A 16696-nucleotide genomic window follows, 5' to 3' on the forward strand; every position below is an offset into this window, starting at 1 on the left:
GGCTATCGGCTGCTCTCCCACTGCATCGAGAAGACCAACGCCCCGGGCAGCCCCAGGGCGTGGCAGCAGGTGTTCGCCGCCTTCGGCCTGGACCTCGAGCTGGTGGCCACCGGCTGCTGCGGCATGTCCGGCACCTACGGACACGAGGCGCGCAACCTCGATACCTCCAGGACCATCTACGCCCAGTCGTGGCAGCCAGTGGTGGAGGACGAAGGCAATGCCGGACGCCTGCTGGCCACCGGCTACTCCTGCCGCAGCCAGGTGAAGCGCTTCTCCGACACCGCCCTGCCCCACCCGCTGCAGGGGCTGCTTGCGGTGCTGCGCCGGGCTGGCTGAGCCCACAACGTAGGGCGCCCATCGGATGGCTCGCTATCCAATGTTACGCAAAGCAAGAGCTGCTCATGGGGCTTTGGCACCACGCTCCAATAGCGGATTGGGGCGAATTCGGAACATCAGCGCATAGATAACCGGCACAACCACCAGAGTCAGCACCGAGGCAAATGCGAGCCCTCCCATGATAGTCACCGCCATCGATGCGAAGAACGCATCAGCCAGCAATGGAATCATCCCCGCGATAGTCGTGCCCGCCGCCAGCAACACCGGCCTCAGTCGGCTTACCGTCCCAGTAACCACGGCCTCGACGCCCTGTGCCCCGGCGGCAATGCGAGCGTCGATCTCTTCAACCAGGATAATGGCATTCTTGATCACCATACCGGAGAGGCTAAGCAGCCCCAGCAAGGCCAGGAAGGTAAAGGGCAAACCAGCCACCAGCAGCCCCAGTGCCATGCCGGTGAACGACATCGGCACCACCAGCCAGAGAATCAACGGCTGGCGAAGCTTGTTGAACAACAGAACCGAAATCACGAACATGATCAGGAAACCCAACGGCAACTGAGCGCCAAGCGACGCCTGTGCCTCGGACGCGCTTTCGTATTCACCCCCCCATTCCAGCTGATAGCCGTCGGGCAGTGTCAGCGCTTCGATACTGTCACGCACGGCGCGAAAGGCGCTGTCGGCGTTGTAGCCTGGCCCAGCGTTAGCCATCACCGTCAGGGTGCGAGCGCGGTCGCGGCGAAAGATGGCCGCTTCCTTGGGTACCAGGGAGAGGTCAGCAACCACCTGTGACATGGGCACATAGGCATTGGCCGCCGCGGACCAGACCGACTGATCCATCGCCTGTGCGGTAAGTTGACGTTCTGCCCCGGGAACGCGCACAAGAATCGGCAGCAAGCTGTCGCCATCCCGGAAGGTACCGACGGTCAGCCCGCTGGAAGCGTACTGCAGTGTATCAGCGATGGCTTGACGCCCGACCCCAGCAACCCGCATCCGCGCTTCATCCACCTCGGGTTCGAGCACCAGCTCACGCTCACGCCAATCGGTTCGCAGATCGATCAGTGCACCCGACTCGACCATCTGCGCACGCACCTCTGCGGCGAGTTCACGCAGGACCAGCGGATCAGCACCTGACAGGCGAGCCTCCACATCAGACCCGGTGGGAGGCCCAAAAACAATGCGCTCAAATCGCATCTGCCCCTGAGGAAAGCGCTCATGCATAGCGTCCAGGCGGTCAATTACCCCGGGGATCTCGCTCGCTTGTGACACCCGCACGATCAGCTGGCCATAAGATGGATCGGGCTGCTCCGGCTGATAGGTCAGCATGAAACGCGACGCGCCTTGGCCAATCAGAGTCGTCACGTCGGTCACCCGTTCGTCCGCTCTCACCATGGCCTCCATCGCCTGCATGTCGCGGGCGGTAGCATTGATATCGGCCCCACGTGGCAGCTGGTAGTGAACATAGAACAGTGGGGTAGTGGCCACGGGGAAAAACGCCTGCTTCACCAGGCCAAAGCTGGCAAAGGAGAGCAAGACGACGACGATCACTGTGGCGAGAGTGAGCCAGCGAGCACGCAGTGTGCCTTGCAGGCACCAGGCAAAGCCACGGTAAAGTGGCCCGCGATAAGGATCGACATCGGGGCTGGCACTCCTGGGCACACGCATCAGCACCGCGGCAAGCCAGGGAGTTACCGTCAGCGCCAGCAGCCAGGAAAGCAGCAGCGAAATGGCAATCACCGCAAATAGCGAAAACAGGAACTCCCCGGTGGCATCTGGTGACAGCCCAATGCCCGAAAATGCCATGATGCCGATCACGGTGGCACCCAGGAGCGGGATGCCCGTAGCGTTCTCAGCGTCTTCGGCGGCCTGCTCGGCACTCTGGCCGCGGGCCATACCCACCAGCATCCCTTCGGCTATCACAATGGCATTATCCACCAGCATGCCCATGGCAATAATCAAGGCACCAAGGCTGATACGCTCAATCTCGATGCCGAAAACCGACATGAAAAAGAAGGTACCCAGCACTGTCAGCCCCAACGTGGCACCCACCACTATTCCCGCCCGTAGGCCCATGGTGAGCATCAGGGCCGCAATCACGATAGCCACGGAGAGTGCCAGGCTGTTGATGAAAGAAGCGACCGCCTCATCGACTACGCGATGCTGTTCATAGATGGGGGACAGCGTCACACCTGTCGGCAAATTCGCACGCAGCTCATCCAGGCGCGCCTCCACGCGCTCGCCCACATCAACCACGTTTTCAGTCTGGATGACCGACACCCCGATCGTGAAAGCCCGCTCACCGTTATGACGAATGATCTGCCGCGGCTGCTCAGCCTCGAGACGGCGCACGGTGGCGATATCGAGCAGCGAGATTTGCTCGGTTCCACCGGCCTGACCCAAACGCAGCGCCTCGATACCCGCCACCGTGTCATAGCCCGGCGCAAGATTCAGCCGCAGGCGTGCATCCTCGGCGCGCAGGCTACCTTCAGGCAAGATGGCTCCCTCTCCTGACAGCAGCGCCAATACTTGATCCGGCGGCAGGCCCAACCTTCGCAGGCGTGCCGACGGCACCTCAACCTGCACCACCTCTTCCGGGAGCCCCAGGGTCTCCACCTTCGCCACACCCGAAAGTGTCAGCAGCTCACGTTGCAGGAGGCGAGCGATCTCGCGCTGGTCGGCAGCGCTGAACTCGGGTGCCGTTACCGCATAGTAGAGGCCATAGACATCACCAAAATCATCGTTGACGACAGGCGGCAAGACCCCTGAAGGCAGATCGGCCTGGGCATCCGACAGGCGGCGGCGCAGTTCATCCCAGACCTGCGCCATCTCGCGCGGGCCATAGGTATCCTGAATCTCCACCGTGATCTGGCTGATACCAGGCCGCGACTCGGACACCAGGAAGTCCAACTGCGGCATGCGCTGGATCGCCGTTTCCAGCACTTCGGTCACTTCACGCTCGACCACCTCCGCCGAGGCACCGGGATAATTGGTGAACACCAGAGCGGTCTTGAGGGTGAACCCCGGATCCTCCAGACGCCCCACGCTCGAAAGCCCCCAGAAGCCACCGATCAGGCAGCCAAGAATCAACAGCCATACCACCACTGGGCTGCGAATCGAGCGCACGGCAAGTTTCATCAACGTAGCTCCTGTCGAGAATTGCTGGCCCAGGTCAGAAGGAAGCGGGGCGAACGACATCGCCCGGGGTGAGCTGCCGCCACCCGGCAGCGACCACTCTGTCGCCGGCAACGAGTCCCTCGAGCACCACCACACGATCACCCAACGGCAGCCCCAGCTGCACGGGCTGCCGTGTGACCCTGTCGTCGGCGCCGATCACCCAAACGCTCGGCGTCGGTGACGATGTGGCATCAATCGCGCCCATGGGGACTGTCACCGCGGACTGCGGGATTCTTGGGCGCACCTCGACTGTGGCGGTCATCCCCGGCAAAAGGCGTGGGTCGCTCTCTGTCAGTAGTAGCTTGACCTCATAGGTTTGCGCGACTGGGTCGGCTTCAGTGACGAAGCGTCCGAGGGAGAGTGGCACCGCAAGCCCCGGAAGGGCGGCAAAGTACACCACCGCATCGAAGTCATCGGGCATGTTGCGCACTGCCTGGGCCAGCTCTTCAGGCAAGCTGATCGAAGCATAGAGGCGGCTGACATCCTGAAGACGTAGCACCGGAACCGCCGGAGTGACATTCGCATAGGGTTCGGCCAGGCGTCGGGCCAACATCGCCTCGAAGGGCGCATGGATGTTGGTCTGATCGAGTGCCCGGCGCGACTCGTCAACGCTGATCCTGGCCTGGGTCAACTCGGCCTGAGGACGGTCAAGCTGGGCCGGCGGAGTCACACCACGCGATACCAGCTCGCTGGCGCGCGCAAATTCACTGCGCGTCAGCGTCAGGTTGGACTCCGCCCGTGCCAGCGCCAGCTCAAAATCTTCAGGATCCAGACGTGCCAGCAAGCTACCTGCTGGAACGCGCTCACCCTCGTCGGGGAGAATATCGAGGATCTGGCCGGTGATCTGAAAGGCGATATCCACCGTGCTGGCAGGTTCGAGGCGTCCTACAAAGCGGCGACCCGCAAGCGTAGGGGTTTCCGCCGCGGTATCGATACGCACCGGCAACGCGGCAGGCGGTGCATCCACGTTAGCCTGAGCGACATGCCGAGCATCACCATCAAACAGCCACCAACTTCCTGCAACCAGAACGGCTACCACGCCCCATGCCAGGGTCAGAATGACAGCTTTCAACGTCACTGTGCGCGCCTCCAAAATGGCGATTTGAGCGCAGCGCCATGACTACGCACGAAGTCATGGCGCTTCAATGAGGCAGACAATAGACGTATGTAAAACTATTGTACAACTATTTTAGGCACTGCTCAGCTCATGGCTCCAGCAACTGGTCGTACTGTCACCCGATGTCGCCCGATGTGACAGTCCCGCGTCAGGGCCCCGTCGCCATGAGGACGTTGCTTGTGGCTTACTCTTCCCGTCTCTTCCCGTCGGCGTACCTCCCCAGTGCCCGCTGGCATGTCCTGTAGCCTAAAGCGCCTGGAAAAAGAGCCGGCGCAGCGCCTCACCGGGGTCGGCCTCGCGCATGAAGGCCTCGCCCACCAGGAAGGCGTTGACGTCGTGCTCGCGCATGCGCAACACGTCGTCGCGGGTATGGATACCGGATTCTGTCACCACGGTAACCCCCTTCGGAATCCGCGGCAGCAGCTCCAGGGTGGTGTCCAGGCGGGTATCGAAGGTATGCAGGTCGCGGTTGTTGATGCCCACCAGGGAGAGGTCCAGCCTGAGCGCCCGCTCGAGTTCACGGGCGTCGTGGACCTCCACCAGCACGTCCATGCCGAGCTCGATGGCCTGGCGGTTGAGGTCCGCCATCCGGGCGTCGTCCAGGGCGGCGACGATCAGCAGGATGCAGTCGGCGCCGATGGCCCGGGCCTCGCTCACCTGGTAGCCGTGGGTAATGAAGTCCTTGCGGATCACCGGCAGGTCGCAGGCGTCACGAGCCTCGATCAGGTAGTCCTCGTGGCCCTGGAAGAAGTCGGCGTCGGTGAGCACCGAGAGGCAGGCGGCGCCCCCCCTGGCGTAGCTCGCGGCGATCTCGGCGGGACGGAAGTCCTCGCGGATCACCCCCCGGGAGGGCGAGGCCTTCTTGATCTCGGCGATCACCGCCGGGTCGCCGGCGGCGATCATGCGCTGCATGGCCGCCACGAAGCCGCGTGGCGCGCTCTGCGCGGCGGCCAGGCGAAGCAGCTCGGCTTCGGGCACGGCACGGGAGCGCTCGGCCACCTCCTCGTCCTTGCGCGCCAGAATGCGGGTCAGGATGGTGGGGGTCGCCCCCGGTGATGCGCTCATCGATTAACTCCTTGTGGGGGTGCCCAGAGAGGGGGTGCGCTCACTGCAGGAAGACGCGGGTGAAGTTGGCCAGTTCCCTGAGCTTCTCCAGGGGCAGCTTCGAGGCCTGGGCGTCCTGGGCCAGGGTCACCCCCTCCTTGAGGCTGTCGGCCACGTCAGAGACGTAGAGGGCCGCACCGGCGTTCAGCGACACGATATCCGCCGCGGGGCCTTCGCCGACCAGGGCCTGCTCCACCAGGCGCAGGCTGTCCTCGGCGGACTGCACCCGCAGCGGGTCCAGCGACTGGCGGGCAATGCCCAGCGCCTCCGGGGTGATCACGTACTCATGGACCTCGCCTTCCCTGAGCTCAGCCACCAGGGTCGGCTGGGCCAGGGAGATCTCATCGAGGCCATCCTCGGCGTGCACCACCAGCACGTGGCGGCTGCCCAGGCGGCGCAGCACCTCGGCCATCAGCGGCACCAGCTCCGGCGAGTAGACACCCAGCACCTGGTTAGGTGCGCCGGCCGGGTTGGTCAAGGGGCCGAGGATATTGAACAGGGTGCGCACGCCCATCTCGCGGCGCGGCGCCACGGCGTAGCGCATGGCCGGGTGGTGGTTGGGGGCGAACATGAACCCTACGCCCACCTGCTCGATGCAGCGCGCCACCTGCTCGGCGTCGAGATCGAGGTGAATACCGGCCACCGCGAAGAGATCGGCGCTGCCCGACGAGGAGGAGACGCCGCGGTTGCCGTGCTTGGCCACGTGGCCGCCGGCCGCCGCCACCACGAAGCTGGCCGCGGTGGAAACGTTGAACAGGTTGGCGCCATCGCCGCCGGTGCCGACGATATCCACCACGTTCTCGAGCCGGGCCGGCAGCTGCACCGGCTTCATCAGCTCGCGCATCACCTGGGCGGCGGCGCTGATCTCCTCGGCGGTCTCGCCCTTCATGGCCATGCCCATCAGGAAGGCGGCGATCTGGGCGTCGCCGGTCTCCCCGGTCATGATCTGGCGCATCACCTCATGGGTCTCGGCGAAGGCCAGGTTCTCACGGCGCATCAGGGCGCCGAGGGCATCTCGCATCTGCATCATGGTTCTCCTCGACTCAGGCATGGCCCAGCGACGCCTGGGGGCGACGTTTCAGGAAGTTGGCCAGCAGCTCGTGCCCCTGGCGGGTGAGGATCGACTCGGGGTGGAACTGCACGCCCTCCACGTCGAGCTTGCGGTGGCGCAGGCCCATGATCAGCCCCGGGGTGACGTCGTCGTCATCGGTCCAGGCGGTGACCTCCAGGCACTCGGGCAGCGAGTCACGGGCCACCACCAGGGAGTGGTAGCGGGTCACCTGCAGCGGATTCTCCAGCCCCTCGAACACCCCCTGACCGGCGTGGCGGATGGCCGAGGTCTTGCCGTGCATCACCTGGGGAGCACGCACCACCTCGCCACCATAGACCTGGCCGATGGCCTGGTGGCCCAGGCAGATGCCGAGAATCGGCAGACGCCCGGCGAAGTGGCGGATGGCGTCCATGGAGACGCCCGCCTCGTTGGGGGTACAGGGTCCCGGCGAGATCACCAGGTGGGTGGGCGCCATCGCCTCGATCTGCTCGAGGGTGATGGCGTCGTTGCGGTGGGTCTCCACCTCGGCGCCAAGCTCCCCAAGATACTGCACCACGTTGAAGGTGAAGCTGTCGTAGTTGTCGATCATGCAGACTTTCATGGGTCTCTCTCCGGCGCCTTATTCGAGGTTGTCCAGGCCGCGCTCGGCCATCGCCACGGCGCGGAACAGGGCACGCCCCTTGTTGAGGGTCTCCTGCCACTCCATCTCGGGCACCGAGTCGGCGACGATGCCGGCGCCGGCCTGGACGTGCAGCTGGCCGTCCTTGATCACTGCGGTGCGAATGGCGATGGCGGTGTCCATATTGCCATGCCAGGAGAGATAGCCCACGGCCCCGGAATAGATGCCGCGCTTGACCGGCTCCAGCTCGTCGATGATCTCCAGCGCCCGGATCTTGGGCGCACCCGAGACGGTGCCCGCCGGGAAGGTGGCACGCAGGGCGTCCATGGCGGTCAGCCCCGGCTTCAGCCTGCCGGTGACGTTGGAGACGATATGCATGACGTGGGAGTAACGCTCCACTGCCATCTCCTCGGTGACCTTCACCGAGCCGGTCTCGCTGATGCGCCCCACGTCGTTGCGGCCGAGGTCGATCAGCATGAGGTGCTCGGCGCGCTCCTTGGGATCGGCCAGCAGCTCCGCCTCCAGGGCCCGATCCTCCTCCTCGCTGCGCCCGCGCTTGCGGGTGCCGGCGATGGGCCGCACCGTCACCTCGCCCTCCTCCAGGCGCGTGAGGATCTCCGGCGAGGAGCCGGCCACCTGGTGGTCGCCGAGGTCGAGGAAGAACATGTAGGGCGAGGGATTGAGGCTGCGCAGGGCGCGGTAGAGGTCCAGGGGGGCGGCGCGATAGGGAATCGACATGCGCTGGGAGGGGACGCACTGCATGACGTCGCCGGCCAGCACGTACTCCTTGATGGTCTCCACCGCGGCCTTGAAGCCCGCCTCGGTAAAGCCGGAGGTGAAGTCGCCCTCCTCCACCGCGGCGCCGCCGGAGCCGGGGCTGATGGTGTTGAGGGTGGCGCTGCGCAGGCGGATCTCCAGTTCCTCGAGGCGATGAATGGCGCGGTGATAGGCCTCGGGCTCGGCGGGGTCGGCGTGGGTCCACAGCGCGAGGCGCCCGGAAAGGTTGTCGAACACCACCAGCTCGTCGCACACCATCAGCAGGATGTCCGGCACGCCCAGCGGGTCGGGCTTGGCCGCGGCCGCCGCGCTGCGCAGGCGCGGCTCGATGTAGCGGATGGTGTCATAGCCGAAGTAGCCCACGAGGCCCCCGTCGAAACGCGGCTGGTCGTCGAGGCACGGCACCCTGAAGCGGCCCTGGAACTGCTCGATCCAGGCCAGCGGGTCCTCCACCTCGCCGGCGCCCTGCAATTCGTCATCCACGTAGTGGCTGACCGTGAAGCCGCGCACCTCGATGCGCTCGCGACTGGGCAGCCCGATGATCGAGTAGCGTCCCCACTTCTCGCCGCCCTGCACCGACTCCAGCAGGAAGGACCAGGGGCGGTTGGCCAGCTTGAGGTAGGTGGAAAGCGGGGTGTCGAGATCGGCCAGCACCTCGCGGGTGACCGGGATACGGTTGTAGCCGGCGTCGGCCAGCTCACGGAAGCGTTCGGGAGTCATCATGCCCGGAAATCCTCGGTATATCGGGGTTGGCGATGGGGCGCAGGGCGGCGCGACCTGGCGGTAGCCAGCGCCGCGGCTCAACATGGGGAAAGCGTCACCATCGCCAGCCGCCGCGGACAGGCGAGCGGGACAGACGGGGCTCGGAGGCCGGGTGGCCACCGAAGGGAAAGCAGGTATCCGACAGGATGGGGCTGATCATCGACAGGCTTCCGCTTCTTATAGCAATAACATATTGATCAGGCCGCGCTTATAGCGTTAAGCCGAAATCACGTTAAACGAGTTCCACGAGCGATTCAACCACGCCATCCGGGCCGCTCTGGCGCACCGGCTCGCCGTGGTTGTACCCGTAGGGCACCGCCAGGGTGCGAAACCCCGCCGCCCGGCCGGCGGCGATATCGTGACGGGAGTCCCCCACCATCAGGCAGGCCTGCGGGGCCAGGCCGAAGTGGCTGGCCACGTGCAGCAGCGGCGCCGGATGGGGCTTCTTCTCCGGCAGGCTGTCGCCGCCCAGGCAGAGGGCGAAGTGCTCGGCGAGCTCGAGCCCCTCCAGCAGCGGGGCGATAAAGGCGAAGGGCTTGTTGGTCACCAGCGCCAGCGGCAGGCCGCGGCGACGCAGGGCATCGAGGCAGTCGCGCACGCCGGGGTAGAGCCGGGTATGGGCGCCGGGGTCGCGGCCATAGTGCGCCAGAAACGCCGAATGCGCGCGCTCCAACAGGGTCTTGTCGACCTCACCAGCAGTGGCAGGCGAGGCTGACCCGGCGACTGATCTACGAGGGGGCGCTGTGAACCCCTCCCTGGGCGCTACCGATGCCGTCCCTGGCATAGGACCCCCTCTATGATCAGTCCCCGGCGCCTCGCTGGCATACGTTGCGAACCGCAGCGCGCGCTCCATCAATACCAGCGAGCCGTTGCCGACCCAGTCACGCACCCTCGCCTCGCCGGCGGCGGGCAGGCCGAGCTCCTTCAGGGCCGCGTCCACCGCCAGCGCCAGGTCGGGCACCGAGTCGATCAGGGTGCCGTCCAGGTCGAAGGCGACCAGACGAATGTCGTTCAGGATGGGGTGCATCGGCTCTCCTCGTGGTGTCCCGGTGCCGTGGCCCTGGCATCGAGCCAGGCCCGCTTGCCGGCGGCCGATAGTCGCTTGATCTCGGCCTCCCGGCGCAGTGCGTCGCCGTGGCTGCCCACCGGCTCGCGGTGGCGCAGGGTCAGGGGACCCTTGCCGCGCAGGGCCTTGGCGCCGCGACCGGCGGCGTGCTCGGCCAGGCGCCGGTCGACGTCGGTGGTGATGCCGGTGTAGAGCGCCCCACCTGCCGTCTCCAGCAGATAGAGGTGCCAGATCGGCTCGTAGCGCCCTCTCGGCTCATCGCTCACCGGCTCAGCGCACGCCGGCCAGTTGCTCGCGGAAGTCGCGCATCACGCCGTCATAGCGGTGCGGGTCCGCCGGGTTGCGGGCCTTGAACACCGCCGAACCGGCCACGAAGGTGTCGGCGCCGGCCCGGGCGATCTCGGCGATGTTGTCGACCTTTACCCCGCCATCGATCTCCAGGCGAATGTCACGGCCACAGGCGCCGATGCGCCGGCGCGCCTCGCGCAGCTTGTCCAGGGTACCGGGAATGAAGGACTGACCGCCGAAGCCGGGGTTCACGCTCATCAGCAGCACCATGTCCACCTTGTCCATCACATAGTCGAGATACGACAGCGGCGTGGCCGGGTTGAACACCAGGCCGGCCCGGCAGCCGCCGTCGCGGATCAGCTGCAGCGAGCGGTCGATGTGGTCCGAGGCCTCGGGGTGGAAGGTGATGATGCTGGCTCCGGCGTCGATGAAGTCGCCGATCAGCCGATCCACGGGACGCACCATCAGGTGCACGTCGATGGGGGCCGTGACGCCATGCTTGCGCAGCGCCTCGCAGACCATGGGACCGATGGTCAGGTTGGGTACATAGTGGTTGTCCATCACATCGAAGTGAACGATGTCGGCACCGGAGGCCAGGACGTCGTCCACCTCCTCGCCCAGGCGCGCGAAGTCGGCGGAGAGGATCGAGGGGGCGATCAGGAAATCACGGGTCGCATCGGTCATGGGAGGGTCCAGGCGGTCGCTTGCGGAGAGTGCATATTCTATCAGAGCCGCCGAATCAGGGCAGCGCGAAGGGCGATGCCGCCTGAGCAGAGGAATAGCTCAAAATAGAATAAAAAATATCGTTGTAATTACCTTTATCCACATTTACTCTTCCCGCAATGCCCACGAATTCCGGAGAGACCCCATGACCCTGCGCCCGTTTTTCCAGCGCTCCCTGCTCGCCATCGCCCTGGGCGCCGGCCTGACCGGCCCGGCCCTGGCTGCCGAGCGCGAGCTGCTCAACTCCTCCTATGATATCGCCCGGGAGCTGTTCGCGGCGATCAACCCCGACTTCATCGCCCACTGGCAGGAGACCCAGGGCGAGGAGGTGGCGGTCAGCCAGTCCCATGGCGGCTCTTCCGCCCAGGCCCGCGCCATCCTGCAGGGGCTGCGCGCCGACGTGGTGACCTACAACCAGGTCACCGACGTCCAGGCCCTGGCCGACGGCGGCCTGGTGGACGAGGCGTGGCAGGAGGCGCTGCCCAACAGCGCCTCGCCCTATTACTCCACCACCGCCTTCCTGGTGCGCAAGGACAACCCCAAGGGCATCGAGAGCTGGGATGACCTGGTGCGCGAGGACGTCCGCATGGTCTTCCCCAACCCGAAGACCTCCGGCAACGGCCGCTACACCTACCTGGCCGCCTGGGGCTTCGCCGACCAGCACTTCGATGGCGACGAGGAGCAGGTCCACGACTTCATGCGCACCTTCCTGCGCAACGTGGCGGTGTTCGATACCGGCGGCCGCGGCGCCACCACCAGCTTCATCGAGCGCGGCCTGGGCGATGTGCTGATCAGCTTCGAGTCCGAGGTCAACAACATCCGCGGCGAGTACGGCAGCGACGACTACGAGGTGATCGTGCCACCGGTCAGCATTCTGGCCGAGTTTCCGGTGGCCGTGGTCGAACCCAACGCCGAGCGTAACGGCAACCTTGACCTGGCCCAGGCCTACGTGGAGTACCTCTACAGCGAGGAGGCCCAGCGCCAGCTCGCCGGCTTCAACTACCGCGTGCACCACGAGGCGGTGGTCGAGGAGTTCGCCGACGCCTTCCCCGAGACCGAGCTCTTGCGCGTCGAGGAGATCTTCGGCAGCTGGGAAGCCGCCATGGAAGACCACTTCGCTGGCGGCGGCCTGCTCGACCAGCTGCAGCGCCGCTGAGCCACCCGAGCCATCGGAGACGAACCAGGCCCATGAGCATCCGCGCCCTTCCCTTCGCCATCGGCCGCGCCCCCAAGCGGGTGCTGCCGGGATTCGGCCTGTCGCTGGGCGTGAGCCTGCTGTTCGTGTCGCTGGTGCTGCTGCTGCCGATGACCGGGCTATTCGGCCAGCTGGCCGGGCTGAGCCTCGCCGAGTACTGGGCGATCATCAGCGACGGCCGGGTGGTGGCCAGCTACACGGTCACCATCGGCGCCGCCGCGGTGGCCGCGCTGGTCAACGCCGCCTTCGGGCTGCTGCTGGCCTGGGTGCTGGTTCGCTACGAGTTTCCCGGCAAGCGCCTGCTCGATGCCCTGATGGACCTCCCCTTCGCCCTGCCCACGGCGGTGGCCGGCATCACCCTGGCCACCCTCTACTCCAGCAACGGCTGGATGGGTCGGCTGCTGGAGCCGCTGGGGCTGCAGGTAGCCTACACCTGGGTGGGCATCGCGCTGGCCATGGCCTTCACCAGCATTCCCTTCGTGGTGCGCACCGTGCAGCCGGTGCTGGAGGACCTGCCAGTGGAGGTCGACGAGGCCGCGCTGACCCTGGGTGCCAGTGACGGCAGTGCCTTTCGGCGGGTGATCCTGCCCCACCTCTGGCCGGCACTGGTCACCGGTACGGGCCTGGCCTTCGTGCGCTCCCTGGGCGAGTTCGGAGCGATCATCTTCATCGCCGGCAACATGCCCTACGAGACCGAGATCACCGCCCTGATGATCTTCGTGCGCCTGCAGGAGTATGACTACGCCGGCGCCTCGGCCATCGCCTCGGTGGTGCTCTTCGTCTCGCTGGCGCTGCTGCTGGCCATCAACATCTGGCAAGGGCGCTTCATCAAGCGCCTGCATGGAGGACGCGGCTGATGCAACGGATCGGTGATGCCCCGGCGGTGCGCCGCACCCTGGTCGCCGCGGCCCTGTTGCTGGCCGCGCTCTTCCTGCTGCTGCCGCTGGTGGCGATCTTCGCCCAGGCCTTCGCCCAGGGGGTGGGGGTCTTCTGGAGCAATGTCAGTGACCACTACACCCTGCGCGCCATCGGCCTGACGCTGTTCATCACGGCGCTGACCATCCCGGTCTGCCTGGTGTTCGGCGTGGCCCTGGCCTGGCTGGTGACCCGCTTCTCCTTCCCCGGCCGGCGCGTGCTGCAGACCCTGATCGATATCCCCTTCGCGGTCTCGCCGGTGGTGGCGGGCCTGGTCTACCTGCTGCTGTATGGCCGCAACGGCTGGCTGGGCGGCTGGCTCGACGGCCACGACATCCAGCTGATGTTCGCCTGGCCGGGCATCCTGATGGTGACCATCTTCGTCACCTGCCCCTTCGTGGCCCGGGAGCTGATCCCGCTGATGCAGGCCCAGGGCTCCCGCGAGGAGGAGGCCGCCGTGACCCTCGGCGCGCCGGGCTGGACGATCTTTCGCCGGGTGACCCTGCCCAATATCCGCTGGGCGCTGCTCTACGGGGTGATCCTCACCAATGCCCGGGCGGTGGGCGAGTTCGGTGCCGTCTCGGTGGTCTCGGGGGCCATCCGTGGGCAGACCAACACCCTGCCGCTCCACCTGGAGCAGCTCTACCAGGACTACAACACCGTCGGGGCCTTCGCCAGCGCCGCCCTGCTGGCGCTGATCGCCCTGCTCACCCTGGCCGCCAAGGCCACGCTGGAATGGCGCGCCGCGCGCCAGGAGGCCCATCCATGAGCATTCGCCTGCAGAATATCGGCAAGCACTTCGACGCCGGCCGGCAGCGCACCCAGGCGCTGGAGCCGGTGAACCTCGACATCCATGACGGCGAGCTGATCGGCCTGCTCGGCCCCTCCGGCTCCGGCAAGACCACCCTGCTGCGCATCATCGCGGGCCTGGAGAGCGCCGACCCCGATAGCGGTGCGCGCATCCTCTTCGGCGACCGCGACGTCACCCAGGTGCACGTCCGCGACCGGCGCATCGGCTTCGTCTTCCAGCACTATGCGCTGTTTCGCCACATGACGGTGTTCGACAACGTGGCCTTTGGGCTCACGGTCCTGCCGCGCAAGCAGCGCCCCACCACGGGCGAGATCCGCGCCCGGGTCCACCGCCTCCTGGAGATGGTGCAACTCGAGCCGCTGGCCAACCGCTACCCGGCCCAGCTCTCCGGCGGCCAGCAGCAGCGAGTCTCCCTGGCACGGGCACTCGCCCTGCGCCCCGACGTGCTGCTGCTCGACGAGCCCTTCGGGGCCCTCGACGCCAAGGTGCGCCAGGACCTGCGCCGCTGGCTGCGCCACCTGCACGACGAGCTGGGCTTCACCAGCATCTTCGTGACCCACGACCAGGAGGAGGCCCTGGAGCTCTCCGATCGCGTGGCGGTGATGAGCAACGGGCGCATCGAACAGATCGACACCCCGGATGCGGTCTACAAGGCGCCGGCCAACCGCTTCGTGTTCGAGTTCCTGGGCGACGTGAACCACCTGGAGGGCGAAGTCCGTGACGGGGTGCTCACCTGCGGCGAGGCGCGCCTCTCGGCGTCACTGCCCGATGGACCCGAGGAGCTGCTGCTGCGCCCCCACGAGGTGCGTCTGGCTCCCGCCCCGACGCCCGAGGCAAGGCTGCCGGTCACCGTCACCGCCATCTCCCCGGTGGGGGCCGAGGTGCGCGTGGAACTGGCCGCCGACTGGCTGGGCGAGCCCTGGCTGGCCACGGTGCGCCATGCCGACTACGAGCGACTCGACCTGACCCGCGGCCAGCGGCTCTTCGTCATTCCGAGGCGCTGGCACCGCTTCAACGCTGAAACCACACAGCGGCGACAGGCCATGACGGCCTGATAGCCAGGCGTTCCCCCCGACACCTTGATGAACTTTGCGATATACAAGGCGGTCTGTGTCTTCGTCCCCGGGTCAAATCTCCAGCAGGAGACACCGCATGATGATAAAGATCGCCAAGCCGAGTGACTTGCACGAATTCGACGTGACGCCTGAGTCCATCTATCTCTCACGCCGACGGTTCATGGGGGGTGTCGCGGGTCTGGGCGCGGGGCTTGCCCTGTCCGGCAACGTGCGAGCCAATGCCGACTATTCGGATGTCCCCGAGGGCAATGCCCCGGCGTGGCTGAAGGAAAAGATCAGCGCAACCGAGTGGCAGGCCATCACTCCACGCGACCCCGACAAAGACACGCTGACCCCCTTCGATGATGCCAGCGGCTACAACAACTTCTACGAATTTGGCGCCGACAAGACCGACCCCGCGCGCCGTGCAGGTAGTTTGAAGACCGAGCCCTGGAGCGTGGTGGTGGATGGCGAGGTCAACAACGGTGGCCGCTTTTCCCTCGAGGATATCGCCAGGCCATCGCAGTTCGAGGAGCGTATCTATCGCCTGCGCTGCGTCGAGGCATGGTCGATGGTCATTCCCTGGCTGGGCGTTCCCCTGGCCGACGTGATCAAGCCCGCCGAGCCCACCAGCAAGGCCAACTACGTCCGCTTTGAAACCCTGGTCGACCCGGAGCAGATGCCGGGGCAGCGCTCATCATTCTCGCTGATCGACTGGCCCTACGTGGAGGGGCTGCGCCTGGACGAAGCCATGCACCCTCTGACACTGCTCGCCCTGGGCATGTACGGTCGTGAACTGCCCAACCAGAACGGTGCTCCCCTGCGGCTGGTGGTGCCCTGGAAGTACGGTTTCAAGAGCATCAAGTCCATCGTGCGCATCTCGCTGGTCGAGGAGCCGCCGATGAACACCTGGCAGCTGATCGCCCCCAATGAGTACGGCTTCTACGCCAACGTGAACCCCGAGGTCGACCACCCCCGCTGGAGCCAGGCCACCGAGCGTCGCTTGCCCAACAGCCTCTTCCGCCCCAATACCATCGACACCCTGATGTTCAATGGCTACGCCGATGACGTCGCCGAGCTCTACGCGGGCCTGGATCTGAGGAAAAACTACTGATGCCAGCGCAGCGCGTATGGCTGATCTGGCGCGTGGGTGTCTTCCTGGCGGCGCTCACACCGCTCCTGGCATGGGGCTGGCAGGTTGCCGCCAATGCGGCTGGCCCCGAGCCGGGTCGTTACCTGGTGCTGAATATCGGCCTCGGCGCGCTGTGGATGTTGCTGCTCACCCTGAGCCTGACGCCGCTGACCAAGCTCACACGCTGGAAGGGCTTTGCCCTGATTCGGCGCCAGCTTGGCCTCTGGGCGCTCGCCTACGCCACCCTGCACATGCTCAGCTACGCCCTGTTCATTCTGGGGCTGGACTGGGCCCTGCTGGGTAGCGAGCTGGTGAAACGACCCTACATTATCGTCGGCATGCTGGCGCTGATTGGCCTTGCCGTGCTGGGCGCCACGTCCAACCGCTGGGCAATGCGCCGCCTGGGCAAACGCTGGAAGCCTCTGCACAGACTCTCCTACCCCATCCTGGGGCTGATACTGTTGCACTTCTTCTGGGTGGTACGTGCCGACCTCGGAGAGTGGGCGATGTATGCCGTCATCGCCACCCTGGTCATGGCGACCCGCCTGCCGCCGGTGGCTCGCACGCTGCCTAG

At 66.1% G+C, this 16696-nt stretch carries 15 protein-coding genes and 1 pseudogene; 7 read left to right on the top strand and 9 right to left on the bottom strand.

Features of this window, described 5'->3' with window-relative positions; translation table 11 throughout:
* A pseudogene (locus IBX53_RS10150) lies at positions 1–336 on the top strand (FAD-binding oxidoreductase); the annotation flags it as partial.
* Positions 337–399: 63 nt separating this feature from the next.
* Here the strand turns inward: IBX53_RS10150 and IBX53_RS10155 are convergent.
* The 9 genes from IBX53_RS10155 to rpe form a co-directional block, all read right to left on the bottom strand.
* A complete protein-coding gene (locus IBX53_RS10155) occupies positions 400–3468 on the bottom strand; it encodes an efflux RND transporter permease subunit (protein ID WP_290908759.1) in 3069 nt (1022 codons plus the stop codon).
* Positions 3469–3502: 34 nt separating this feature from the next.
* Positions 3503–4585, bottom strand: coding sequence for an efflux RND transporter periplasmic adaptor subunit (locus IBX53_RS10160; protein WP_290908761.1), 1083 nt, complete (start codon positions 4583–4585; stop codon positions 3503–3505).
* 285 nt (positions 4586–4870) lie between these two features.
* The gene (gene trpC, locus IBX53_RS10165; protein ID WP_290908762.1) at positions 4871–5689 is read right to left on the bottom strand and encodes an indole-3-glycerol phosphate synthase TrpC; all 819 of its coding nucleotides are present in this window, start codon (positions 5687–5689) and stop codon (positions 4871–4873) included.
* A gap of 40 nt (positions 5690–5729) precedes the next feature.
* Complete coding sequence (gene trpD, locus IBX53_RS10170; RefSeq protein WP_290908782.1) at positions 5730–6755, bottom strand: anthranilate phosphoribosyltransferase; 1026 nt, start codon at positions 6753–6755, stop codon at positions 5730–5732.
* A gap of 16 nt (positions 6756–6771) precedes the next feature.
* Positions 6772–7380 (bottom strand): aminodeoxychorismate/anthranilate synthase component II, encoded by a 609-nt coding sequence (locus IBX53_RS10175; protein ID WP_290908764.1) that lies wholly within the window; start codon positions 7378–7380, stop codon positions 6772–6774.
* A gap of 18 nt (positions 7381–7398) precedes the next feature.
* Positions 7399–8895, bottom strand: a complete 1497-nt coding sequence (gene trpE / locus IBX53_RS10180; RefSeq protein WP_290908784.1) for an anthranilate synthase component I — start codon at positions 8893–8895, stop codon at positions 7399–7401.
* A 274-nt stretch (positions 8896–9169) separates the two neighbouring features.
* Complete coding sequence (gph, locus tag IBX53_RS10185; RefSeq protein WP_290908765.1) at positions 9170–9964, bottom strand: phosphoglycolate phosphatase; 795 nt, start codon at positions 9962–9964, stop codon at positions 9170–9172.
* A complete protein-coding gene (locus IBX53_RS10190; RefSeq protein ID WP_290908767.1) occupies positions 9949–10269 on the bottom strand; it encodes a GIY-YIG nuclease family protein in 321 nt (106 codons plus the stop codon). Before IBX53_RS10190 ends, gph begins: the two co-directional genes overlap by 16 nt.
* Positions 10270–10273: 4 nt before the next feature.
* Positions 10274–10975, bottom strand: coding sequence for a ribulose-phosphate 3-epimerase (rpe, locus tag IBX53_RS10195; RefSeq protein ID WP_290908769.1), 702 nt, complete (start codon positions 10973–10975; stop codon positions 10274–10276).
* A gap of 184 nt (positions 10976–11159) precedes the next feature.
* Between rpe and cysP the strand changes: the two genes are divergently transcribed.
* The 6 genes from cysP to msrQ all read left to right on the top strand — a co-directional run.
* The gene (cysP, locus tag IBX53_RS10200) at positions 11160–12170 is read left to right on the top strand and encodes a thiosulfate ABC transporter substrate-binding protein CysP (RefSeq protein WP_290908771.1); all 1011 of its coding nucleotides are present in this window, start codon (positions 11160–11162) and stop codon (positions 12168–12170) included.
* A 32-nt stretch (positions 12171–12202) separates the two neighbouring features.
* A complete protein-coding gene (gene cysT / locus IBX53_RS10205; RefSeq protein WP_290908773.1) occupies positions 12203–13066 on the top strand; it encodes a sulfate ABC transporter permease subunit CysT in 864 nt (287 codons plus the stop codon).
* Positions 13066–13893 carry a sulfate ABC transporter permease subunit CysW gene (gene cysW, locus IBX53_RS10210; protein ID WP_290908775.1) on the top strand — a complete coding sequence of 276 codons (828 nt, stop codon included), beginning with the start codon at positions 13066–13068 and terminating at the stop codon, positions 13891–13893. The genes cysT and cysW overlap by 1 nt, the downstream gene beginning before the upstream one ends.
* The gene (locus IBX53_RS10215) at positions 13890–14990 is read left to right on the top strand and encodes a TOBE-like domain-containing protein (RefSeq protein WP_290908776.1); all 1101 of its coding nucleotides are present in this window, start codon (positions 13890–13892) and stop codon (positions 14988–14990) included. Before cysW ends, IBX53_RS10215 begins: the two co-directional genes overlap by 4 nt.
* A 97-nt stretch (positions 14991–15087) precedes the next feature.
* Positions 15088–16104 carry a protein-methionine-sulfoxide reductase catalytic subunit MsrP gene (msrP, locus tag IBX53_RS10220; protein WP_290908778.1) on the top strand — a complete coding sequence of 339 codons (1017 nt, stop codon included), beginning with the start codon at positions 15088–15090 and terminating at the stop codon, positions 16102–16104.
* The coding region (gene msrQ, locus IBX53_RS10225; protein WP_290908780.1) for a protein-methionine-sulfoxide reductase heme-binding subunit MsrQ at positions 16104–16696 on the top strand (593 nt) is incomplete at its 3' end. The genes msrP and msrQ, both read left to right, overlap by 1 nt.

It is taken from the genome of Halomonas sp. (genome assembly GCF_014859505.1).
GTDB lineage: Bacteria > Pseudomonadota > Gammaproteobacteria > Pseudomonadales > Halomonadaceae > Halomonas.